This window comes from Actinoplanes sp. NPDC051343, from assembly GCF_044455125.1.
Lineage (GTDB): Bacteria > Actinomycetota > Actinomycetes > Mycobacteriales > Micromonosporaceae > Actinoplanes.
In genome coordinates, this window is sequence record NZ_JBITEL010000007.1 from 453,601 (window position 1) to 475,826 (window position 22,226).

Sequence of the window (22,226 nt, forward strand, 5' to 3'; positions counted from 1 at the left end):
ATGCGTCTGGTCTTCGCCGGCACCCCAGCGGTTGCCCTGCCCGCGCTCGACGCGATCGCCGCGTCGAGCCACGAACTGCTGGCCGTCGTGACCCGGCCCGATGCTCCGGCCGGGCGGGGTCGCCGGCTCGTGCGGTCGCCCGCCGGGGCGTGGGCCGACGAGCGCGGCATCGAGGTGCTCACGCCGGAACGGCCGCGGGAGCCCGAGTTCCAGCAGCGGCTGCGCGACCTGGCGCCCGACTGTGTGCCCGTGGTGGCCTATGGCGCGCTGGTGCCGCCGAGTGCGCTCGAGATCCCCAAGCACGGCTGGGTCAACCTGCACTTCTCGCTGCTGCCGGCCTGGCGGGGCGCCGCGCCCGTGCAGCACGCGGTGCTGCACGGCGACGAGGTGACCGGGGCCAGCGTCTTCGAGCTCGAGGCGGGGCTCGACACGGGCCCGGTCTACGGCACGCTGACCGAGGACATCCGGCCCGCCGATACCAGCGGTGACCTGCTGGAACGGCTCGCCACCGAGGGGGCCGGGCTGCTCGTGGCGGTGCTCGACGCGATCGACGCAGGCACCGCGCGGGCCCATCCGCAGCCCGCCGACGGCATCACGCTCGCGCCCAAGATCACGATCGAGGACGCGCGCATCCGCTGGGGTGATCCGGCGTTCGCGGTCGATCGCCGCGTCCGGGCCTGCACGCCGGCCCCGGGCGCGTGGACGACGCTGCGCGACGACCGGCTCAAGCTGGGCCCGGTCAAGCCGGTGGCCAACGCTCCGCAGCTGGCGCCGGGCGATCTGCTGGTCGAGCGCACCCAGGTGCTGGTCGGCACGGCCACGACACCGGTCGCGCTGGGCGAGGTCCGGGCGGCCGGCAAGAAGCCGATGCCCGCCACCGATTGGGCCCGTGGCCTGCGCATCCAGCCAGGGGAGAAACTCCAGTGAGCAATCATCGAGCCGACCGTCCGCACGGATCGGGCCGGCCGCGCCGTCCCTCCGGCCCGGGCTATGCCCGGGACGATCGCACCGGCCGGGCCCCGCGGTCCGGTCGCCCGCCGTCCGATCCGGCCCGCCAGGCGGCGTACGAGGCGATCGCGGCGGTCCACCGCGACGATGCGTACGCCAACCTGGTGCTCTCCGACATCCTCCGCAGCATGGGCCTGTCCGGCCGGGACGCGGCCTTCGCCACCGAGCTGACGTACGGCACGTTGCGCGCGCTCGGCACGCTCGACCTGATCGTGGCCGACGCGGCGGGTCGCGACGTGGCCCGCATCGACCCGCCGGCCCGCGACGCGCTGCGGCTCGGGGCCTACCAACTGCTCTACACCCGGGTGCCGGCACATGCGGCTGTCAACCAGACGGTTGACCTGGTGCGGTCGGTGGCGCCGGGCGCGGCCGGGTTCGCCAATGCGGTCATGCGCGCGATCACCGAGCAGCACTCGCTCGACGAGTGGCTCGAGAAGCTGGCCCCGCCGTACGAGGAAGACCCGGTCGGCAACCTGTCGGTGATGCACAACCATCCGCAGTGGATCATCCGGTCGTTCGCCGAGGCGCTCGGCGGCGATCTGGACGACACCGCCCGCCTGCTGATCGAGGACAACCAGCCGCCGGTGGTGCATCTGTGTGCGCGTCCGGGGCGGGCCGACGCAGTCGAACTGGCCGACGAGGTCGACGGGGTTCCGGGGGCGTTCTCGCCGTACGCGGTCTATCTGAACGGCGGTTCCCCGCGCGAGCTGGCGGCGATCCACGACGGCCGGGCCCACGTGCAGGACGAGGGCTCCCAGCTGGTCGCGGCGGCGCTGCTGGCCGCCGAGGTGGAGGGCCGCGACACCCGCTGGCTCGACCTGTGCGCCGGGCCGGGCGGCAAGGCCGGTCTGCTCGGCTCGATCGCCGCCCTGCGCGGGGCCGAGGTGACCGCGGTCGAGGTGGCCGAGCACCGGGCCCGGCTGGTCGAGCAGGCCACCGAGGGCATGCCGGTGACCGTGCTGCCGATGGACGGCCGCTCGGTCGGGCGCGACCCCGACCTGCCCGAGGAGTCGTTCGACCGGGTGCTGGTCGACGCGCCGTGCACCGGGCTCGGCTCGCTGCGCCGGCGGCCGGAGTCGCGCTGGCGCCGGACGCCGGCCGATCTGCCGCCGCTGACCCGGCTGCAGCGGGAGTTGCTGGTCGCGGCCCTGCGGGCGGTACGCCCCGGAGGCGTGGTGGCCTATGTAACGTGTTCACCCCATATGGTGGAGACGCAGGTCACAGTGACCGAGGGGGCTCGGCGCAGCGGCGTCGAGGTCGACTTCGTGGACGCCCGTCCGCTGCTGCCGCCCGGCATGCCTGGCCTGGGCGCGGGCCCGACCGTGCAGCTCTGGCCGCACCGTCATGGGACCGATGCGATGTTTCTGGCGATGCTCCGGCGGACGGCCTGATTCGGGGATCTTCACCGTTCTGATCGACTTGGTCGGGGTATAACGAGCGCATGGATGTCATCGGCGCAGGATTCGGACGGACCGGCACACTCAGCCTGAAAGTCGCCCTCGAGCAACTTGGCTTCGGCCCGTGCATGCACATGGTTCCGCTGTTGCAGGACCCGGAGACATCGGCGCTCATCCACAAGGCAATCGAGGGCGACATCGACACACTCGATGTCGCCCTCGACGGTTATCGCTCCAGCGTCGACTGGCCGATCGCGTACTTCTGGCGTGAGCTGGCCGACCGCCACCCGGCGGCCAAGGTCATCCTGACCGTCCGCGACCCGCAGAAGTGGTACGACAGTGCCGACCGGACCATCCACGCCGCCGCCAGTCACGGCCGCGAGTCGGGCCTGCTCGACCAGGACGTCATGCGCATGGTCGACGGCACGGTGTGGGAGGGCACGTTCGGCGGCCGGTTCGCCGATCGGGAGCACGCGATCAAGATCTACGAGGAGCACAACGCGCGGGTGCAGCGCGAGATCCCGGCCGACCGCCTGCTGGTCTTCGAGGTGGCGCAGGGCTGGGAGCCGCTCTGCTCGTTCCTCGGTGTGCCGGTGCCCGAGACGCCGTTCCCGCGGCTCAACGACACCGTCGCGTTCAACGACAACCTGTCGGCCCGGACTAGTTGACGTAGTGGATCTTCAGCTTGGAGGTGCCGGCGTTGCGGTAGGAGCCGCGCATCTTCTCGCCGTTGAGCCAGAGGAAGCAGCGGATCGACTGGTCGCCCGCCTTCCATGAGGCGTCGTCGGGCGGGAAGCCGAGCCAGCCGACCCGGGCGGTGATCGAACCGTCGTCCGGGACGTGGGCGAACCTGGCGATCGCCCTGTCGCAGCCTTTCTCGACCTTGTCGATCGGCACGTCGTCGGAGGTTTTGGCGGTCGTCGTGAAGAGGCCGGCGAACTCCGACGTGTGTGCGCCCGAGCAGGGGACCGGGTGCATCTCGGTGACCTGCTCGCCCTTGATCGTGGGGTTGGCGCAGGCCATCCGGAGCGGGCTGCCCGGCCGCAGCGCGGCCTTGAGGCTGGTCGTGCGGTTGATCACGCGGCCGTCGATCGGCGAGACCTCGGCCAGATCGCACCGGTTCCACCGGGCGCCGCCCTTCCACGCGGCGGCGCTCGGCAGCACCGGCTGCAGAATCAGCCAGCCGGTGCGCCAGTCGGCGCCCAGGAACGCGTCGGCCTGCTCGCTGCACTGCTGAAACGCGTCGCCGGCGCTCTCCGAGCGAAGCTTCGAGCCCTCGGCGCCGGGCAACTGGACGACCGCAGCGGTCTCGGCAACGTGGGCCCGGGTGCAGGGGAGCGGCGCGTAGTCGTCGAGCGAGCCCTGGTCGGCGAGGTGGTCGTGGCAGACGCCGGCGGCCGGGCGGAACTGGATCGCGGTGGGCAACTCACGCCAGTCGTCGGTGAGATCGCCGTCGATGCCCTTGGGTGCTCCGGTGCAGGCCGAGGCCGTGAAGAGCGCGAATGCGCAGGTCAGGGTGGCGGCCCACCGTCGCATCGCTGGCCTCCCCAGACACCCGAGCGAGCGGTCACTCTAGCGCGGCAGTTGTGCACAGCTACGGGCAGCCGCGAACCTGCGGGGGCGGGAGGCTATACGCTTTCAGCCGTGGAGCCATCGCCGATCATCGCCCCGAGCATCCTGGCCGCTGACTTCTCGCGGCTGGCCGACGAGGTGCGCGCCATCGAGGGTGCCGCCGACTGGGTGCACGTGGACGTCATGGACAACCACTTCGTCCCCAACCTCACGATCGGGCTACCGGTCGTGCAGAGCCTGCGCAAAGCGACGGCGATCCCGTTCGACGTGCACCTGATGATCACCGAGCCGGAGCGCTGGGCCCCGGGCTATGCCGAGGCGGGTGCCTACAACGTCACCTTCCACGCCGAGGCGTGCGACGAGCCGGCGGCACTGGCCAAGACGCTGCGGGCGGCGGGCGCCAAGGCCGGGCTGGCGATCGACCGGGACACCCCGGTCGAGCCCTACCTCGAGTTGCTGCCCTATGTGGACACGGTCCTGATCATGACGATCAAGGCCGGCTTCGGCGGCCAGAAGTTCATGCCCGAGATGCTCGACAAGGTGCGCGACGTGCGCCGGCGCATCAAGGCCAAAGACCTCGAGGTGCGCCTCGAGGTCGACGGGGGCATCGCGGCCGACACGATCGAGCAGGCGGCAGCGGCCGGCGCCGACGCGTTCGTGGCCGGCACTGCGGTCTACGGAGCCGGTGACCCGGCCGAGGCGGTGCAGAAGCTGCGGGCGCTCGCCGCGGCCGCCGCCCGATGAGCACCGGCGCCATCCGTCACGACGCCGACGACCTCGGGCTCGACCCCGAGGACCGTCCCGACCTGATCCTGGTCGTCGACGACGACCAGGACATCGCCAGCTTCGTCGCGTTCAACCTCGAGATCCACGGCTACGAGGTGATGCGGGCCCGCGATGGCCAGGAGGCGCTCGAACTGGTCGAGGCGCGAAAGCCCGACCTGGCGATCGTCGACTGGATGATGCCGCGAATGGACGGCGTCCAGCTCACCCAGAAGCTGCGGGCCCACCCGCTGACCTCCGCACTACCGGTGATCATGCTGACCGCCAAGAGCATGACCGTCGACAAGGTGCTCGGCCTGACCGCCGGCGTCGACGACTACCTGGTCAAGCCGTTCGACAACACCGAGCTGATCGCCCGGGTCTCCTCCACGCTGCGGCGCACCAAGGAGTTCCGCGAGGTCTCGCCGCTCACCGGCCTCCCGGGCAACGCCCGGGTGCGCCGCGAGATCGCCGACCGCATGAAGGCGGGCGGCGAATACTCGGTCGGCTACATCGACATCGACCGGTTCAAAAGCGTCAACGACGTCTACGGCTTCGACCGGGGCGACGAGTTCATCACCGCCCTGGCCCGCAGCCTGCACAAGGCGGTCGCGGCGGTCAACCAGCCCCCGATCTTCGTCGGCCACATCGGCGGCGACGACTTCGTCTTCATCTGCACCCCCGACCAGGTGCTGCAGCTGACCCAGCGCGCCGTGATCGACTTCGAGCAGGCGGCCGACCAGCTCTACGACCCGGCCGACGCCGAGCGGGGCTACATCGAGGTGCCTGACCGGCGCGGCAACAAGAACCGGGCCGCGCTGGTCACCCTCTCGATCGGCGTCGCCCAGGCCACGGTCGAGGGACGCCACTTCACCGACCCGCGGGTGGTGATCGCGGTCGCCTCCGAGATGAAGAAGGTCGCCAAGTCCCAGCCCGGCTCCTACGTCGCGATCGACCGCCGCCGCTCCGACTCCGAAACCGACGAGTAGGGCCGGCGACCCCCTGACCGCGCGACGCGGCGGTCGGCCGCCTTCGCCCGACGTCCGAGCTGTCGGGCCGCGGCCATGCCAGGGAACGGTCGCGCTTTGCCCCGCTGATGGGGTCGGCAGCCGATTTTCGCCGCCGCGGGGTTTGCGGCGGCGGAAATCGACTACCGACCCCATCAGCCTCCCAGGGGCAAAGCGCCGCGGAGCGAAGCGGAGCCAGCAAGCTCAGCACTGTGACATGGCTCGCCGGGCTGGCCGTAACGGGTCTTGGGCGTGTAAGACTTTGCAGTAACCCACCACGCGCTGGCGGGACTCGGTGAAATTCCGAACCGGCGGTGATCCGATCGCGAGATCGGTAAGCCCGCGACCCGGACGTCGAAGTTGACGGACGGTGGACCTGGTGTAAATCCGGGGCCGACGGTTGGTCTGCGTGAGCAGGTCAGACAGTCCGGATGGGAGACAGCGCGCGGGATCGGACCATGGCTTGCCATGTCCCGGGTGCGCGCGGCGTACCCGTCTGTCTGGTTCCTGGCGTTTCTCCCTCTGTGCCACAGCGCGTGATCGCACCGCGCGAGGAGGAAGAGCGCCATGGTGACCGAGGACGAGGCAATGCGCCGCGCGATCGCGCTGGCCGCCCGGGGCCTCGGCACGACCAGCCCCAACCCGGTGGTCGGCTGCCTGCTGCTGGACGCCGACGGCGAGGTCGTCGGGCAAGGTTTCCACGCCTACGCGGGCGGGCCGCACGCCGAGATCGTCGCGCTGGCCCAGGCCGGCGAGCTGGCCCGCGGTGGCACCGCCGTGGTCACCCTGGAACCCTGCAACCACACCGGCCGCACCGGCCCGTGCGCCCAGGCGCTGATCGGCGCCGGGGTCAAGCGGGTGGTCATCGCGGTCGACGACCCGACGCCGGTCGCGGCCGGTGGAGCGGCCACGCTGCGCGGGGCCGGGGTCCAGGTCGAGACCGGGGTGCGCCGGCACGAGGCGGAACAGGGCAACGTCGCCTGGCTCACCGCCGTACGCCGGGGCCGGCCCTACGTGACCTGGAAGTACGCCGCCACGCTGGACGGCCGGTCGGCGGCCGTGGACGGCACCAGCCAGTGGATCACCTCCGCCCCGGCGCGCACCGACGTGCACGCGCTGCGCAGCACGATGGACGCGATCATGGTCGGGGTCGGGACCGTGCTCGCCGACGACCCTCAGCTCACCGTGCGGGACCTCAAGGACGGCGTGCTCGCGATCAAGCAGCCGTTGCGGGTGGTTGTCGACTCGCACGGGCGTACGCCCGCAAGCGCGCGGGTCCGCGACGCCGCCGCCCCCACCTGGATCGTGACCACCGACGAGATCGGTGTCGGCCCGGCGGGCCGTGTCGACCTGAACGCCCTGCTCGCGGCCCTGTTCGGCCGCGGCATCCGATCGATCCTGCTGGAAGGCGGCCCCACGTTGGCCGGTGCCTTCCTGAGCGAGGGCCTGGTCGACCAGGTGATCGGCTACGTCGCGCCGAAGCTGCTCGGTGCGGGCAAGACGGCCGTGCTCGACGCGGGCGTCACCACGATCGCCGAGGCGATCGAACTGGATCTCACCGACTTGACGCAGATCGGCCCTGACCTGCGTTTCACCGCATCGCTCCGACAAAAGGAGAGCTGATGTTCACCGGCATCGTTGAAGAGCTTGGTGAGGTCACGAGCCTCATCGACGCGGGCGGCGACTCGGCGGTCATCGCCGTCCGCGGCCCGCTGGTCACGTCCGACGCCCGGCACGGCGACTCGATCTCGGTCAACGGTGTCTGCCTGACCGTGATCGACAACGAGAACGGCGTCTTCACCGCCGACGTGATGGGCGAGACGCTGCGGCGTTCCTCGCTCGGCGCGCTGCGGGCCGGCAGCCAGGTCAACCTCGAACGGGCCGCGCTGGCCGGCAGCCGCCTCGGCGGGCACCTGGTGCAGGGGCACGTCGACGGAGTCGGCCGGTTGGAAAGCCGCGAGCCGGCCGGGGAGTGGGAAGTTCTGCGCTTTTCGCTTCCGGCCGAGAACCAGAAGTACGTCGTGGAAAAGGGATCGATCACCGTCGACGGTGTCTCCCTGACCGTGATGGCCGTGGACGACGAATCGTTCAGCGTCGGCCTCATCCCGACGACGTTGAAGATGACGGTGCTGGGCAGCAAAACGGTCGGCGACCCGGTCAACCTCGAGGTCGACGTGATCGCCAAGTACGTCGAGAAGATGCTGGGGGCCCGCAATGTTTGAAGACATCGAGAAGGCTGTCGAAGCCATCCGGGTGGGCCGCCCGGTGATCGTGGTCGACGACGAGAACCGCGAGAACGAGGGTGACCTGATCTTCGCGGCCGAGCTGGCCACGCCCGAGCTGGTCGCGTTCATGGTCCGCTACACGTCCGGTTACATCTGCGTGCCGCTGCCCGAGGGCGAGGCCGACCGGCTCGAGCTGCCCCCGATGTACCACACCAACCAGGACCAGCGGGGTACGGCGTACGCCGTGACCGTCGACGCCCGCAGCGGCGTCTCCACCGGCATCTCGGCCGCCGACCGCGCCCACACGATCCGGCTGCTGGCCTCGGCCGAGACCCAGCCGACCGACCTGTCCCGTCCCGGGCACGTGGTGCCGCTACGGGCCAAGGCGGGCGGCGTGTTGCGCCGGGCCGGGCACACCGAGGCCGCGATCGATCTGGCCGTGATGGCCGGGCTGCGTCCGGCCGGTGTGCTCTGCGAGATGGTGAACGACGACGGCACCATGCAGCGCCGTCCCGACCTGGAGAAGTTCGCGGTCGAGCACGACCTGGTGCTGATCTCGATCGCCGACCTGATCGCCTACCGCCGGCGCACCGAGAAGCAGGTCGAGCGGGTCGTCGAGACCCGGCTGCCGACCGGGCACGGCGAGTTCGCCGCGGTCGGCTACCGCGCCGAGGCGGACGGCGGCGAGCACGTCGCGCTGGTCTTCGGCGAGCTCGGCGACGGCGAGGACGTGCTGGTCCGGGTGCACTCGGAGTGCCTGACCGGGGACGTCTTCGGCTCGCACCGCTGCGACTGCGGCCCTCAGCTCGACGCTGCCCTTTCGCGGGTAGCCGACGAAGGCCGGGGTGTCGTGCTCTACATGCGCGGCCATGAGGGCCGGGGGATCGGCCTGCTGCACAAGCTGCAGGCCTACCAGTTGCAGGACCGCGGCTTCGACACGGTCGACGCGAACCTCGAGCTGGGCCTGCCGGCCGACGCCCGCGACTACGGCACGGGCGCTCAGATCCTGTACGACCTGGGCGTGCGCTCGATGCGGCTGCTGACCAACAACCCGGACAAGCGGGCCGGGCTCGAGGGGTACGGCCTGACGGTGCTGGGCCGGGAGTCGCTGCCGGTGCGGGTGTATCCCGAGAACGTGCGCTACCTGCGCACGAAGCGGGACCGGATGGGTCACCTGTTCGAGGCATTGGGCTGATTTTTCCGCGCCGGAACGCGAAACTGTTTACAAAGGGGGCAATCATGGCCGGCTTCGGTGATCCACACATGGAGTCCGTCGACGCGGCCGGGCTGCGGCTCGGCATCGTCGGCTCGCGGTGGCACGCCGACCTGATCGATCACATGATCGAGCGGGCGCAGGTGGCCGCCAAGGAGTGCGGCGTGACGGACGTCTACGTCGCCCGGGTGGCGGGCGCGGTCGAACTGCCGGTACTCGCGCAGGCGCTCGCCCGCAAATACGACGCGGTGGTCGCGCTGGGCGTCGTCATCAAGGGCGAGACCCAGCACTTCGAATACGTCTGCGACTCGGTGACGACCGGCCTGACCCGGGTCGCGCTCGACGAGGGCACCCCGGTCGGCCACGGCGTGCTGACCGTGCACAGCCTCGGCCAGGCCCGCGACCGGGCCGGCCTGGAGGACTCGATCGAGGACAAGGGCTGGGCGACCACGATCGCCGTTCTCAACGCGGCGCTCGAGCTGCGCGCGGTCAACAACTGAGCTGCGGAGTTCGGGTTCGCACGTCGGTCGGCGGTCGGGCGAGAGCGTTGCGGGGGAGCTGTTCCGGTGGCCCGTCGGGCGGCCGGGACGGAGTCTCCCGTGGTGCGGAGCCTGGTTGCCGGCCGGCGCGAGAGCGTGGATTCCGTTCGGGCCGGTCGGCCGGACAGCTTCCGGCCGGCCGGCGCTGGTCAGACGCGGCCGGCCTCGATGATGCGGGCCAGGAACTGGCGGGTGCGGGCCTCGACCGGGTCGCCGAGCACCTGCCCGGGCGGCCCCTGCTCGAGCACGCGACCGGCGTCCAGGAAGGCGACCCGGTCGGCGACCTGGCGGGCGAAGCCCATCTCGTGAGTGGCCAGCACCATCGTCATGCCGTCGCCCTTGAGGTCGCGGATCATCGTCAGCACCTCACCGACCAGTTCCGGGTCGAGGGCCGACGTGACCTCGTCGAGCAGCAGCAGGCGCGGGCTGTTGACCAGCGCCCGCACGATCGCCACGCGCTGCTGCTGGCCGCCGGAGAGCCGGTCCGGGTAGCTGCCGGCCTTGTCGGCCAGGCCGACGCGGCCCAGCCATTCCATGGCTTGGGCGCGTGCTTCGCTTGCGCTTTTCTTGTGTACGCGCGTGGGCGCCAGAGTGATGTTGTCCAGCACGGTCATGTGCGGGAACAGGTTGTACGACTGGAAGACGAGACCGATCTTCTGCCGTACGAGATCGGGGTCGACCCGGGGGTCGGTGATGTCCCGGCCGTCGAGCCGGATCACCCCGTCGTCGATCTCGGTCAGCAGGTTGATGCAGCGCAGCAGCGTCGACTTGCCCGAGCCGGAGGCACCGATCAGCGCCACCACCTCGTGCTCGCCGACCTCGAGCGTCAGGTCGTCGAGCACCACCGACTGGCCGAAGACCTTGCGGACGTGTTCGGTCTGCAGCATCTAGGCTCCCGCGTTCTGGCGGCGGGCCGCCCGGAGCGTGACCGCGTCGGTGACCGCGATCAGTGGCAGCGCCAGCAGCACGAACAGCACGGCGGCCACGATGTAGGGCGTGTAGTTGAAGTGCTCGGCGGTGGCGATCTGGGCGGCCCGCACCGCGTCGACCGGTCCGGCCAGGGAGACCAGGCCGACGTCCTTCTGCAGCGCAACGGTGTCGTTGAGCAGCGGCGGGGCGACCCGGCGGATCGCCTGTGGCAGCACCACGTGCCGCATCGTCTGCCGGTAGGTGAGTCCGAGCGAGCGGGCCGCGGCCAGCTGGCTGGGGTGCACCGACTCGATGCCGGCCCGGAACACCTCGGCCAGGTAGGCCCCGTACGTGACCACGAGCGCCGCGCCGCCGAGGACGTACACATTGGGCGTGCCCTGCAGGCGCAGCCCAGGCACGCCGAAGGCGAACAGGTAGATCACGATGATCAGCGGGATGCCCCGGAAGGCGTACGTGTACGTCGTCGCGAGTGCCCGCACCGGGAAGAACACCGGCCCGCGCAGCGTGCGCAGCACGGCGATGACGAGCCCGAGCACGAGGGCGAGCACGGCGCAGACGACGAGCATCCGGATGTTGAGCCAGAGCCCCTCGAGCACCGGCACGAACGACGCCTTGGCGACGCTCCAACTGAAGAACGACGTGCGGACGCGGTCCCACCCGGGCGATCCGGTGATGCCGAAGTAGATCGCGACGCCGACCACGAGCGTCGAGAAGGCCGCGATCAGCACCGAGCGGACCGTCTGCCGTTGCCGGTAGGCGGCCCGTCCGAGCTGGATCTCGCTCGGTCGGTAGGTGCCGGTGCTCACTGGAGCTCGGGCGCTCCGCCCGTGCTCGCCAGCCAGGTCTTCTCCAGCACGGCGAGGGTGCCGTCGTTGCGCAGGGTGTCGACGGCCTTGCTGACGCAGCCGGTCAGCGACGAGCCCTTGTCGAGCACGAGGCCGAACTGCTCGGGCACACCGATCTGCGGCAACTGGCCGACGATCACGCCGTTGTCGAGCTGGGCGCCGGTCATGTAGAAGGCGGTCGGCAGGTCGACCACGATGCCGTCGACCGTGCCGTTCTTCAGCGCGGCCAGGGCGTCGTCGTTGTTGTTGAAGACCTGCGGCTTGCCGCTCGGCTTGATCAGGTCGGTGATGGCCTGATAGCTCGTGGTGCCGACCTGGGCGCCGAGTTTTGCGCTCCGGAGCTCGGCGATCGACTTCGCGCTCGCGATCTTGGAGCCCTTGGTGGTGATCACGGTTTGCCGTACCAGGTAGTAGGGCGACGAGAAGTCCACCGCGATACGCCGTTCGGGTGTGATGGAGAACTCGTTGATGTCGAAGTCGTACGGCTTCGGACCAGGGGCGATGGCGTTGTTGAAGGTCACGGAGACCCACGTCACGTTCGCCGCCGGATAGCCCAGGCGCTGGGCCACCTGATAAGCCACTGCGCTCTCGTAGCCCTTGCCGTTGCTCGGCTTGTTGTCGCTGAACCAGGGCTCGTACGCCGGGGTGTCCGTGCCGATCGTCAGCTTGCCGGCCGTCTTGGTGCCACCAAGCGCGCCAGCTGGGCAAACGTCCGTGGAAGCGGAGGCGGACGCCGCGACCGTGGGCGAGTCGTCGGCGGGCGCGCAGCCCGCCAGAGCCGTCAGCAGCAGCGCCGCCGCGCCGGCTGAGGTGAGGGTGTTTCGGCTGACCATGACCGGGAGCCTAGGGCACGTCCCACCTGCTGGGGCCGTTCGTCGTCATCCCGTGATGAGTTGCCACAATGGCTCTCCGTGAAGACGTTCGAAGAGCTGTTCGCCGAGTTGCGGACCAAGGCGGCCGACAAACCCGCGGGGTCGTCGACCGTCGAGGCGTTGGAGCGCGGGGTCCACTTCATCGGTAAGAAGGTCGTCGAGGAGGCGGCCGAGTCGTGGATGGCCGCGGAGCACGAAGGACCCGAGCGGACCGCCGAGGAAATCTCCCAGCTGCTCTACCAGGCCCAGGTTCTCATGATTGCCACCGGTCTCGACCTCGAGGACGTCTATCGACATCTGTGACGTGCGCTCTCCCCTCGTCAATTCGATCGAATCGAGAAGAAGGAGCACGTCAGATGCTGCGCATCGCGGTCCCCAACAAGGGGACGCTGTCCCAGCCCGCCTCGCAGATGCTGAAGGACGCCGGCTACCGCCAGCGCACCGACCCCAAGGATCTCTTGTGCAACGACGAGGCCAACGGGGTGCAGTTCTTCTACCTGAGGCCGCGTGACATCGCGACCTACGTCGGGTCGGGCGACCTCGATCTGGGCATCACCGGCCGCGACCTGCTGGTCGATTCCGGTGTGCCGGCCCAGGAACTGCTCGATCTCAACTTCGGTGGCGCCACGTTCCGGTGGGCCGCCCCGACCGGCAAGATGTCGGGCACCGACGAGATCGGCGGCCGCCGCATCGCCACCGCCTATCCCGGTGTGGTGCAGCGTTACCTCGACGATCACGACGTCAAAGCCGAGGTGGTGCGCCTGGACGGCGCGGTCGAAAATGCCGTACGGCTGGGGGTCGCCGACCTGATCGCCGACGTCGTCGAGACCGGCGCGACGCTGCGTCAGGCCGGCCTGGTCACGGTGGGCGACCCGATCCTGATCTCGTCGGCGGTCCTGATCGGGCCGGAGCTGACCGGTTCCGAGGCCGGGGTCGCGGCCGGCGTCTCCCAGCTGATCCGCCGGCTGCAGGGTGTGCTGGTGGCCCGCAGCTACGTGATGCTGGCCTACGATGTCCGCGCCGACCTGCTCGAGACCGCGACCTCGCTGACCCCGGGCATCGAGTCGCCGACCGTGTCGCCGCTGCACCGCGAGGGCTGGGTCGCCGTGCAGGCGATGGTCCGCCGGGCCGAGGTGCACCGCACGATGGACGACCTGTACGAGATCGGCGCCCGGGCCATCCTGGTCACCGACATCGCCAATTGCCGGCTGTAGGGTGACTGTCGTGGAGGAAACGACGGTGTTGTATCGGCCGCACAAGATCCGCTGGGTGGCCGGCGCGGCCGCGGCCGGCGTGGTCGTGCTCTTCACCGCGATCAGCTTCGGCCTGCACGGCTCGGCCGGGTTCGACGACTCGGGCAAGTTCGAGCGGGGCGACCAGACCGCGATGATCGGCCTCGGCATCCTGATCGCCCTCGGCATCCTGGCGTTCTGCCGGCCCAAGGTGACCGCCGGTGCCGACGGCATCCACATCCGCAACGTGGTGGGCGGCTACGATCTGCCCTGGTCGGTGGTCCGGGCGGTGCGGTTCGACCGCAACTCACCGTGGGCCCAGCTCGATCTGTACGACGACGAGCAGGTCTCGATCCACGCCCTGCAGGCGGCCGACAAGGACTACGCGGTCGAGGGTGTGCGCACCTTGCGGGCCCTGCACAAGGCCTCCGTCAACGCCTGATAGACTGGCGGGCAGTCGACCACGTCTGCATACCCCTCGCGGGGTGTGAAGGCGCGAAAGAGGAGCCCGCTTGGTTCCCACCCGCCGTCACTGACGGTCGGGTCCGGTCACCCGGTCACGGGATTCCTCCGGGAATTCTCGAGGCCGGGAAAGCGTCCCTTCAGGGCGCCGATGACCGGTCGAGCGGGCCCCGGCATGCGCTACTGAGAGTTCAGACTCATCTGTCGCGCACACCGGGGCCTTCTGCTTTCCCGGGGCTTGACCGAAAGGCCGAGCTCGGGGCCGACCGACATTGGCAGCGCTCGTCCGCAGCGAGAGTTGCGGAAGCGCAGAAGACAGTACGTTCTGAGGAGGCCCCATCAGCGTCGAACCACGCGTGAACGAACAGATCCGGGCTCGTGAGGTCCGCCTGGTCGGTCCGGAGGGTGAGCAGGTCGGCATCGTGCCGCTCGAGCGCGCTCTTCAACTGGCCGCGGATGTCGACCTGGACCTGGTCGAGGTTGCTCCGATGGCGCGGCCGCCGGTGTGCAAGCTCATGGACTTCGGCAAGTTCAAGTATGAGAGCGCGCTCAAGGCCCGCGAAGCACGGCGCAACCAGCAGCAGACCGTCATCAAGGAAATGAAGCTTCGCCCGAAGATCGACCCGCACGACTACGAGACCAAAAAGGGTCACGTGGTGCGGTTCCTCAAGGCGGGCGACAAGGTCAAGGTGACGATCATGTTCCGCGGTCGCGAGCAGAGCCGCCCCGAGCTGGGTTTCCGGCTCCTGCGCCGGCTCAGCGAGGAGATCTCGGAACTCGGTTTCGTCGAGGCCAGTCCCAAGCAGGACGGCCGCAACATGATCATGGTCCTCGCGCCTCACCGGGCGACGAAGGCGGCCGCAGCCGCGGTGGTCGCCGCCAACGCGCGTCCGCCACGGGAGCCCCGCGAGGGCGATGGTGTCGAGGCGCCGGTCGCCGAAGCGGAAGTCGTCGAGACCACCGCAGCAGAGTAATCAGCTTTTCCGTCCGGTCCCCGGCCGGACGGAAAGATCAGAAAGAGGCTTTCAGTGCCGAAGTTCAAGCCCCACACCGGTACGGGCAAGCGGGTGAAGGTGACCGGCAAGGGCAAGCTCATCACCGAGCAGGCCGGCAAGCGTCACCTGCTGGAGGGCAAGTCCTCGCACGTCACCCGCCGGATGACCGGTACGGTCGTCGTGGCCAAGGCCGACACCAAGCGAGTCAAGAAGCTGCTGGGCCGCTGACGCGCGCGCCACACTCGTAACCCTGTAAGGAGTACCGAAATGGCACGCGTCAAGCGTTCTGTCAACGCTCAGAAGAAGCGCCGCACACTGCTGGAGACCGCCAGCGGATACCGCGGCCAGCGCTCGCGCCTGTACCGCAAGGCCAAGGAGCAGGTACTGCACTCGATGCAGTACGCGTACCGCGACCGTCGTGACCGCAAGGGCGACTTCCGCCAGCTGTGGATCACGCGCATCAATGCCGCCGCTCGCGCGAACGGCATGACGTACAACCGCCTCATCCAGGGTCTGAAGCTGGCCGAGATCGAGGTGGACCGCAAGATCCTGGCCGACATGGCCGTCAACGACGCCGCCGCTTTCGCGGCGATCGTCGAGGTCGCGCGGGCTGCCGTCGCGGCCGAGGGCACCGGCGGCGCGGCCGCCCAGGCTGCCTGATCAACGCGTTATACGCCGGCGCCTCCCGAGTTTTCGGGGGGCGCTTTGCGTTGTCGGCGGCCGTCGCGAGCCGCTGCCACCCCGGCGGTCGCCGCGAGGCCGCTGCCACCCTGGCGGTCGCCGCGAGCCGCCCCCACCCCGGCGCTGGGCGGGGTTCAGTCAAGCGGCCGGGTACGACAATTTCTCCCGGCCCTCCACAGGCAGGCCTTGATGACTTTCACACCGCGTACCCCCAGGGTTGTCGCCGCCCGGCGCCTGCAGCGCCGCAAGGATCGCGATGAGACCGGCCGCTTTCTCGCCGAGGGACCGCAGGCGGTCCGGGAGGCCCTGCCGGCCGGCGCAGTGGTCGAGCTTTTCGGCACACCGGCGGCTTTCGAGAGGTACGCCGATCTGGCGGCCGAATCGCCGGTGAGCTCCGTGGTCACCGAGGAGACGATCAAGGCGCTCGCCGAGACCGTGCAGCCGCAGGGTCTGGTCGCGGTCTGTGAGCAACTCGACGTACCGCTGAGTGACGCCCTGGCGAAGCGGCCACGCTTGGTCGCGGTGGTGGCCGAGGTGCGCGACCCGGGTAACGCCGGCACCGTCCTGCGGACGGCCGATGCGGCCGGTGCCGGCGCGGTGATCTTCGCCGGCGATGCCGTCGACCCGTACAACGGCAAATGCGTACGCGCGTCGGCCGGCTCGTTGTTTCATGTTGAGGTGATCCGTTCCCCCTTGGCCGTCGTTGACGATCTCCGCGCATCGGGTCTGCAGGTCCTCGCCACCACCGGGTACGGCGCCGATGATCTCGACTCCCTGCTCGACGAGGGTGCTCTGAGCGGGCCGACCGCCTGGCTGTTCGGCTCGGAGGCGCACGGCCTGCCGGAGTCGCTGCTCGAGGCGGCCGACCGGCGGGTGCGGGTGCCGATCTACGGCGGGGCGGAGAGCCTCAACCTGGCCGCCGCGGCGGCCGTCTGCCTGTACGCGTCGGCCCGGGCCCAGCGGTGAAGGCGGCCCAGCGGTGAAGGCGGCCCAGCGGTGAAGGCGGCCCAGCGGTGAAGACGGCCCAGCGGTGAAGGCGATCGTCTACGACCGCACCGGCACGATGCCGCTGCTGCGCGAGGTCGCCGACCCGGTGTGCCCGCCCGACGGCGCGATCGTCGAGGTGAAGGCGACCGGGGTGTGCCGCTCGGACTGGCACGCCTGGCGCGGCCACGACCCCGTACATCTCCCGCACGTGCCGGGCCACGAGTTCGCCGGTGTGATCGCGCAGGTCGGCGAGGAGGTCACCGGCTTTGTCCCGGGCGAACGCGTGACCGCGCCGTTCGTCAACGGGTGCGGGCACTGCGAGTGGTGCCGGTCCGGCCGGGCCCAGGTGTGCCCCGACCAGACCCAGCCCGGCTTCACCCACTGGGGTTCGTTCGCCGAGAAGGTCGTGGTGCGGGCCGCCGACACCAACCTGGTCCGGCTGCCCGACTCGCTGGACTTCATCGGCGCGGCCGCGCTGGGCTGCCGGTTCGCGACCGCGTTCCGGGCGCTGACCGGGCACGGGCCGCTGCACCCGGACGCCGTGGTCGCGGTCTTCGGCGCGGGCGGGGTCGGGCTCTCGGCCATCATGATCGCGGTCGCGCTCGGGCACCGGGTCGCGGCGGTCGACCCGTCCCCGGCCGCCAACGCGATGGCCGCGTCGCTCGGGGCGATCATCGTGCACGAGGTGGTCGACGAGGCCGACGTGGCGATCGACGCGTACGGGTCGGCGGCGACCGCGCTCGCCTCGGTGCGGAGCCTGCGCCGGGGCGGACGCCACGTGCAGGTCGGCCTGATGCTCGGCTCGGACGCGCACGCGCCGCTGCCGTGGGACCTGGTCGTCGCCCGCGAGCTGCACGTGGCCGGCTCGCACGGGATGGCGGCCGCCGACTACCCGGCGATGCTCGAACTGGTCGCCGACGGGCGGCTCAAACCGCAGCGGCTGGTCGGCAGCGTGATTCCGCTGGCCCAGGCGGGCGTCGAGCTCACCGCGATGGACTCGCCGATCCCGGCCCACTCGGGGATCGTCGTCGCCGTGAACGAGTAAGCCGTGAACGAGTAAGATGTCGGGCGTGCCGGGTTCTCAGATGCTCTTTACTCAGCCCGCTGGTCGCGGGCTGAGGGCCTGATACCCCAGTGAGTATCTAACCCGGGCTCCCTGACCGGCGGGCTGCGGCTGAGCCGTGCCTCCTAGACTGCCCTGTGGCAAAGCCGGTGTGAGGGAGACCATGTCCTACCGCAACGATCCGTACGACCCGAAGCAGGCCGCCCTGCTCGACCCGAAGACGCTCGAGAGCGCCGTGACCGAGGCGCGGGCGGCGTTCGACGCCGCGTCCGACCTGGACGCGCTCGGCGCCCTGAAACCCGTCCACCTGGGCGACCGCTCGCCGGTGTCGCTGGCCCGGCGCGAGATCGGCTCGCTGCCGCCGGCCGCCAAGTCGGACGCCGGCAAGCGCGTCAACCTGGCCCGCCAGTCCATCCAGGGCGCGTTCGACTCGCGCCAGCAGGAGCTCGAGATCGAGCGGGCGGCCAAGGTCCTGGTCGAGGAGCGGGTCGACGTCACCCTTCCGTGGGACCGCCGCCCGCGCGGCGCGCGGCACCCGCTGACCACGCTGATGGAGCACATGAGCGACCTGTTCGCGGGCATGGGCTACGACATCGTGGAGGGTCCCGAGCTCGACCTCGAGTGGGCCAACTTCGACGCGCTCAACATCGGGCCCGACAACCCGGTGCGCGGCTCGATGGACACGTTCTATGTGGACCTGCCCGGCCTGGTCATGCGTACGCACACGTCGCCCGGCCAGGTGCGCACGATGCTCACCCGGCAGCCCCCGATCTACGTGGTCAGCCCGGGCCGCGTCTACCGGTCGGACGAGCTCGACGCGACCCACAGCCCGGTCTTCCACCAGATCGAGGGCCTGGTCGTCGACGAGGGCATCACGATGGCCCACCTGCGCGGCACCCTCGACCATTTCGCCAAGGCGATGTTCGGGCCGGACGCGCGCACCCGCTGGCGCCCGCACTACTTCCCGTTCACCGAGCCGTCGGGCGAGTTCGACGTCTGGTTCGCCGGCCATCGGGACGGCCCGCGCTGGGTCGAGTGGGGTGGCTGCGGCATGGTCAACCCGCGGGTGCTGGTCGCCTGCGGCATCGACCCCGACCGCTACTCCGGGTTCGCGTTCGGCATGGGCGTCGACCGCACCCTGATGTTCCGCAACGGGGTCAGCGACATGCACGACTTCGTCGAGGGCGACGTCCGGTTCACCATGAACTTCGGCATGGAGGTCTGAGCGCGATGAAGACGTCACTGTCGTGGCTTCGTGATTACGTGGAGCTCCCGGCCGGCCTGACGGCCGAACAGCTCGACTCGGCGCTTACCGACCTCGGCATGGAGGTCGAGTCGATCGTCGACCAGGCCGCCACGATCAAGGGTGACCTGGTCGTCGGCAAGGTGCTGACGATCGAGGAGCTGACCGGCTTCAAGAAGCCGATCCGCTTCTGCACGGTCGACGTCGGCCGGGACACCCCGCAGGAGATCGTCTGCGGTGCCCGCAACTTCGTCGAGGGCGACCTGGTCGTGGTGATCCTGCCCGGCGGCGAGCTGCCCGGCGGGTTCAAGATCGGGGCCCGGAAGACGTACGGGCGCAACTCCAACGGCATGATCTGCTCGGCCCGCGAGCTCGGCCTCGGCGACGACCACGACGGCATCGTGGTGCTGCCGGCCGGTGTCGCGGCGCCGGGCACCGACGCGCGACCGGTGGTCGGGCTCGACGACGTGCTCGTCGAGGTCGAGATCACGCCCGACCGGGGCTACCAGATGAGCTTGCGGGGAATGGCGCGCGAACTCTCTTACGCTTTTTCCGCCGCGTACACGGACCCGGCCCGCATCGAAGCTCCTGCGGCGACCACCGACGTTCCGCACCCGGTGACCGTCGAGGACACCGTGGGCTGTGACCGTTTCGCGGCCCGGGTGGTGCGCGGCATCGACCCGAAGGCGCCGTCGCCGGACTGGATGCGGCGCCGTCTCACCGCGGCCGGCATCCGCACGATCTCGCTGCCGGTCGACATCACCAACTACCTGATGCTCGAGCTCGGCCAGCCGATGCACGTCTTCGACCTCAACCGCCTCTCCGGCGGGCTGGTCGTGCGGCGCGCCCGGGCGGGCGAGAAGCTGACCACGCTGGACGGTGTGGCCCGCGCGCTCGACGCCGAAGACATGGTGATCTGCGACGACACCGGCCCGATCTCGCTCGCCGCGGTGATGGGCGGCGAGACCAGCGAATGGCAGCCGGAGACGGTCGACGTGCTGCTCGAGGCCGCACACTGGGACCCGGTGATGGTCGGCCGCACGGCCCGCCGGCACAAGCTGTTCAGCGAGGCGGCCAAGCGCTGGGAACGCGGCGTCGACCCCACGATCGCCCTGGCCGCACTGGAGCGGGCGGTGCAGATCCTGACCGCGCACGCCGGCGGCACGGCCGACGAGCGGGTCCTCGACATCGACCACGTCGCGGCCCCGTCGGTCATCCTGCTCGACCCGGCCCTGCCGGCCCAGCGGATCGGCCTGCCCTACCCGGCCGACCAGGTCATCGACCTGCTCGGCCAGGTCGGCTGCCGGGTCACCGGCTCGTCGCCGCTCGAGGTCACCCCGCCGTCGTGGCGTCCCGACCTGCTCGCCCCGATCGACCTGGTCGAGGAGGTGGCACGGCTCGGCGGCTACAACGACATCCCGAGCGTCCTGCCCCCGGCCCGCGGCGGCCAGGGTGCCACGGCGGCGCAGCGTCGCCGTCGCACGGTCGGCCGGGCGATGGCCGAGAACGGGTACGTCGAGGTCCTGTCCTACCCGTTCGTCGCGCCCGGCAGTGCCGACCTGCTCGGCTACCCGGCCGACGACCCCCGGCGCAGCGCGGTACGCCTGTCCAACCCGCTGTCCGAGGAGGAGCCGCTGCTCCGCACGTCGCTGCTGCCGCCGCTGCTCGCGACGATCAAGCGCAACCTGGGCCGCGGCAAGCGCGACCTGGCACTGTTCGAGACCGGGACAGTGTTCCTGCCCCCCCTGGTGACCACCGCGCCGCCGATGCTCGGCGTCGACCGGCGGCCCACCGACGAGGAGTGGGAGCAGGCCAACGCGATCGTCCCCGACCAGCCGTGGCACCTCGCGGTGGCACTGGCCGGCGAGGCCGAACCGTCCGGCTGGTGGGGCGGCGGCCGCCCGGCCGGCTGGGCCGACGCGGTCCAGGCGGCCCGCATCGCGCTGGCGGCGTCCGGCATGGACGCGGCCCGGGTCACCGTCGCGGCAGCCGAGCAGGCACCGTGGCACCCGGGACGCTGCGCCGCGATCGCGGTCGACGGCACGGTCATCGGCTACGCGGGCGAGTTGCACCCGGCGGTGGTCTCGGCGCTCGAACTGCCCAAGCGCACGTGCGCGATGGAGATCTCGCTCGACGCGATCCCGCCCGCCCCGGTCGTACAGGCCAAGCGGATCTCGACGTTCCCGCCGGCGCTGATCGACGTGGCGCTGGTGCTCGACCGGTCGGTGCCGTCCGCCGCGGTCGAGACCGCCCTGGCCGCGGGCGCGGGCGAGCTGCTGGAGACGGTCGCGCTGTTCGACGTGTACGAGTCCGACCAGCTCGGCGAGGGCAAGAAGTCGCTGGCGTACAAGCTGACCTTCCGCGCCCCCGACCGCACGCTGACCTCGGAGGAGACCCTGGCGGCCCGCGACGCGGCGGTCGCCGTCGCCGCGTCCCGCTTCGGGGCCACGCTGCGCGGCGCCTGACCGGGCGGCAGCGGAGGCGGGCGGCCCGGCCGCCCGCCTCCGCCCGCTCGTCAGTCCGGGCCGACCAGCAGGACGAACGTGCGGGCCAGGCCGAAGTCGTCGGTGCGCGGCCAGTCGAGGGCGGCGAGGGCGGCGCTGGACGGCTCGTGTCGCCGGCCGTTGATCCGGACCTCGCACTCCGTGACGTCGCCACCCTGCCCGACCAGCATGCGGACGCCGTTGACATAGGGCCGGTCGAGGGCGGGCGTGATGACCGGTGCCAGAACCGACCACGGCATCGCTTCGACGAACCATTCCTGCTTGCTGCGAGACCCGGCCGACCATCCGGTCACGCTGCCGACGATCGCGTGCCAGCCGGCGAAGCCGCCCGGTTCGGTGGACCGGAAGTGGCTTGCCAGCTGCCCGCGCTGCTGGATCATCTCGAGCGCTGTCACCAGGCATGTCTCGATCCACGCCCGGATCGCCTCGCGTGTCGCCTCGACCGGATCGGCGGAGAGCCCGAGCGAGCAGTCGACAATCGTCGGTGCGTCCGGCCGGTCCGCGTTCAGGAGGATTTCCAGGTCGAGGTGCCGGTAGTCGTCGTCGTGCGGCGGAAGGACGCGTACGCCGACCGAACCCGCCCGCAACATCGGCCCGTCGGCCAACCGCCACGCGCCGCCCACCTCGGCGACCATCGGCGCTGCGATCTCCAGCACCCGCTGGGCGGAAAGGGGCTGGGGGTCACTCAC

Annotated in this window: 24 protein-coding genes and 1 riboswitch; of the genes, 19 read left to right on the plus strand and 5 right to left on the minus strand. The window is 70.7% G+C overall.

Going from position 1 to position 22,226, the window contains the following annotated elements; all coding sequences use genetic code 11:
- From fmt to ACIA5C_RS25070, 3 genes are read left to right on the plus strand one after another with little or no spacing between them, the layout of a single operon-like run.
- Nucleotides 1–927 (plus strand): methionyl-tRNA formyltransferase, encoded by a 927-nt coding sequence (fmt, locus tag ACIA5C_RS25060; protein ID WP_396058552.1) that lies wholly within the window; start codon nucleotides 1–3, stop codon nucleotides 925–927.
- The gene (locus ACIA5C_RS25065; RefSeq protein WP_396058554.1) at nucleotides 924–2,399 is read left to right on the plus strand and encodes an RsmB/NOP family class I SAM-dependent RNA methyltransferase; all 1,476 of its coding nucleotides are present in this window, start codon (nucleotides 924–926) and stop codon (nucleotides 2,397–2,399) included. The genes fmt and ACIA5C_RS25065 overlap by 4 nt, the downstream gene beginning before the upstream one ends.
- A gap of 50 nt (nucleotides 2,400–2,449) precedes the next feature.
- Complete coding sequence (locus ACIA5C_RS25070) at nucleotides 2,450–3,073, plus strand: sulfotransferase family protein (RefSeq protein WP_396058556.1); 624 nt, start codon at nucleotides 2,450–2,452, stop codon at nucleotides 3,071–3,073.
- Here the strand turns inward: ACIA5C_RS25070 and ACIA5C_RS25075 are convergent.
- On the minus strand, nucleotides 3,066–3,941 hold the full coding sequence (locus ACIA5C_RS25075) for a septum formation family protein (RefSeq protein WP_396058558.1): 876 nt from the start codon (nucleotides 3,939–3,941) through the stop codon (nucleotides 3,066–3,068). The genes ACIA5C_RS25070 and ACIA5C_RS25075 overlap by 8 nt on opposite strands.
- A gap of 108 nt (nucleotides 3,942–4,049) precedes the next feature.
- Between ACIA5C_RS25075 and rpe the strand changes: the two genes are divergently transcribed.
- From rpe to ribH, 6 genes are all read left to right on the plus strand, one after another.
- Nucleotides 4,050–4,721 carry a ribulose-phosphate 3-epimerase gene (rpe, locus tag ACIA5C_RS25080; RefSeq protein WP_396058560.1) on the plus strand — a complete coding sequence of 224 codons (672 nt, stop codon included), beginning with the start codon at nucleotides 4,050–4,052 and terminating at the stop codon, nucleotides 4,719–4,721.
- The gene (locus ACIA5C_RS25085) at nucleotides 4,718–5,728 is read left to right on the plus strand and encodes a response regulator (RefSeq protein ID WP_396058562.1); all 1,011 of its coding nucleotides are present in this window, start codon (nucleotides 4,718–4,720) and stop codon (nucleotides 5,726–5,728) included. Before rpe ends, ACIA5C_RS25085 begins: the two co-directional genes overlap by 4 nt.
- A gap of 295 nt (nucleotides 5,729–6,023) precedes the next feature.
- Nucleotides 6,024–6,193, plus strand: a riboswitch (FMN riboswitch).
- A 120-nt stretch (nucleotides 6,194–6,313) separates the two neighbouring features.
- Nucleotides 6,314–7,369, plus strand: coding sequence for a bifunctional diaminohydroxyphosphoribosylaminopyrimidine deaminase/5-amino-6-(5-phosphoribosylamino)uracil reductase RibD (gene ribD / locus ACIA5C_RS25090; RefSeq protein ID WP_396058564.1), 1,056 nt, complete (start codon nucleotides 6,314–6,316; stop codon nucleotides 7,367–7,369).
- On the plus strand, nucleotides 7,369–7,968 hold the full coding sequence (locus ACIA5C_RS25095; RefSeq protein ID WP_396058566.1) for a riboflavin synthase: 600 nt from the start codon (nucleotides 7,369–7,371) through the stop codon (nucleotides 7,966–7,968). Before ribD ends, ACIA5C_RS25095 begins: the two co-directional genes overlap by 1 nt.
- Nucleotides 7,961–9,166: a bifunctional 3,4-dihydroxy-2-butanone-4-phosphate synthase/GTP cyclohydrolase II gene (locus ACIA5C_RS25100; RefSeq protein ID WP_396058568.1), complete on the plus strand. Its 1,206-nt coding sequence runs from the start codon at nucleotides 7,961–7,963 to the stop codon at nucleotides 9,164–9,166. The genes ACIA5C_RS25095 and ACIA5C_RS25100 overlap by 8 nt, the downstream gene beginning before the upstream one ends.
- A 44-nt stretch (nucleotides 9,167–9,210) precedes the next feature.
- Nucleotides 9,211–9,684 carry a 6,7-dimethyl-8-ribityllumazine synthase gene (gene ribH / locus ACIA5C_RS25105; RefSeq protein ID WP_396058570.1) on the plus strand — a complete coding sequence of 158 codons (474 nt, stop codon included), beginning with the start codon at nucleotides 9,211–9,213 and terminating at the stop codon, nucleotides 9,682–9,684.
- A 188-nt stretch (nucleotides 9,685–9,872) separates the two neighbouring features.
- Here ribH and ACIA5C_RS25110 read toward each other — a convergent pair whose 3' ends face one another.
- Genes ACIA5C_RS25110 through ACIA5C_RS25120 form a run of 3 tightly spaced genes read right to left on the minus strand, consistent with a single transcriptional unit; the run spans nucleotide 9,873 to nucleotide 12,331 of the window.
- Complete coding sequence (locus ACIA5C_RS25110; RefSeq protein ID WP_396058572.1) at nucleotides 9,873–10,610, minus strand: amino acid ABC transporter ATP-binding protein; 738 nt, start codon at nucleotides 10,608–10,610, stop codon at nucleotides 9,873–9,875.
- Nucleotides 10,611–11,459: an amino acid ABC transporter permease gene (locus ACIA5C_RS25115; RefSeq protein ID WP_396058574.1), complete on the minus strand. Its 849-nt coding sequence runs from the start codon at nucleotides 11,457–11,459 to the stop codon at nucleotides 10,611–10,613.
- On the minus strand, nucleotides 11,456–12,331 hold the full coding sequence (locus ACIA5C_RS25120) for an ABC transporter substrate-binding protein (protein WP_396058576.1): 876 nt from the start codon (nucleotides 12,329–12,331) through the stop codon (nucleotides 11,456–11,458). Before ACIA5C_RS25120 ends, ACIA5C_RS25115 begins: the two co-directional genes overlap by 4 nt.
- Before the next feature lie 60 nt (nucleotides 12,332–12,391).
- Between ACIA5C_RS25120 and ACIA5C_RS25125 the strand changes: the two genes are divergently transcribed.
- The 10 genes from ACIA5C_RS25125 to pheT all read left to right on the plus strand — a co-directional run bounded on the left by ACIA5C_RS25125 (nucleotide 12,392) and on the right by pheT (nucleotide 21,498).
- Nucleotides 12,392–12,673 carry a phosphoribosyl-ATP diphosphatase gene (locus ACIA5C_RS25125; RefSeq protein ID WP_396058578.1) on the plus strand — a complete coding sequence of 94 codons (282 nt, stop codon included), beginning with the start codon at nucleotides 12,392–12,394 and terminating at the stop codon, nucleotides 12,671–12,673.
- A gap of 53 nt (nucleotides 12,674–12,726) precedes the next feature.
- Entirely contained in the window at nucleotides 12,727–13,584 is an 858-nt protein-coding gene (gene hisG, locus ACIA5C_RS25130) for an ATP phosphoribosyltransferase (protein ID WP_396058580.1), read from the plus strand.
- 1 nt (nucleotide 13,585) lies between these two features.
- Complete coding sequence (locus ACIA5C_RS25135) at nucleotides 13,586–14,044, plus strand: PH domain-containing protein (RefSeq protein ID WP_396058582.1); 459 nt, start codon at nucleotides 13,586–13,588, stop codon at nucleotides 14,042–14,044.
- 376 nt (nucleotides 14,045–14,420) lie between these two features.
- Nucleotides 14,421–15,038 (plus strand): translation initiation factor IF-3, encoded by a 618-nt coding sequence (gene infC / locus ACIA5C_RS25140; RefSeq protein ID WP_396058584.1) that lies wholly within the window; start codon nucleotides 14,421–14,423, stop codon nucleotides 15,036–15,038.
- Nucleotides 15,039–15,092: 54 nt separating this feature from the next.
- Nucleotides 15,093–15,287: a 50S ribosomal protein L35 gene (gene rpmI / locus ACIA5C_RS25145; RefSeq protein ID WP_396058587.1), complete on the plus strand. Its 195-nt coding sequence runs from the start codon at nucleotides 15,093–15,095 to the stop codon at nucleotides 15,285–15,287.
- Between the two features lie 39 nt (nucleotides 15,288–15,326).
- Entirely contained in the window at nucleotides 15,327–15,719 is a 393-nt protein-coding gene (gene rplT, locus ACIA5C_RS25150) for a 50S ribosomal protein L20 (RefSeq protein ID WP_396058589.1), read from the plus strand.
- Between the two features lie 210 nt (nucleotides 15,720–15,929).
- Nucleotides 15,930–16,706, plus strand: coding sequence for a TrmH family RNA methyltransferase (locus tag ACIA5C_RS25155; protein ID WP_396058591.1), 777 nt, complete (start codon nucleotides 15,930–15,932; stop codon nucleotides 16,704–16,706).
- Nucleotides 16,707–16,770: 64 nt separating this feature from the next.
- Nucleotides 16,771–17,772 carry an alcohol dehydrogenase catalytic domain-containing protein gene (locus ACIA5C_RS25160; protein ID WP_396058593.1) on the plus strand — a complete coding sequence of 334 codons (1,002 nt, stop codon included), beginning with the start codon at nucleotides 16,771–16,773 and terminating at the stop codon, nucleotides 17,770–17,772.
- Nucleotides 17,773–17,953: 181 nt separating this feature from the next.
- Nucleotides 17,954–19,015 (plus strand): phenylalanine--tRNA ligase subunit alpha, encoded by a 1,062-nt coding sequence (gene pheS / locus ACIA5C_RS25165; protein ID WP_396058595.1) that lies wholly within the window; start codon nucleotides 17,954–17,956, stop codon nucleotides 19,013–19,015.
- A 5-nt stretch (nucleotides 19,016–19,020) separates the two neighbouring features.
- Nucleotides 19,021–21,498: a phenylalanine--tRNA ligase subunit beta gene (gene pheT, locus ACIA5C_RS25170; protein ID WP_396058597.1), complete on the plus strand. Its 2,478-nt coding sequence runs from the start codon at nucleotides 19,021–19,023 to the stop codon at nucleotides 21,496–21,498.
- Between the two features lie 50 nt (nucleotides 21,499–21,548).
- Here the strand turns inward: pheT and ACIA5C_RS25175 are convergent, their stop codons facing one another.
- Nucleotides 21,549–22,226: a DUF6348 family protein gene (locus ACIA5C_RS25175; protein WP_396058599.1), complete on the minus strand. Its 678-nt coding sequence runs from the start codon at nucleotides 22,224–22,226 to the stop codon at nucleotides 21,549–21,551.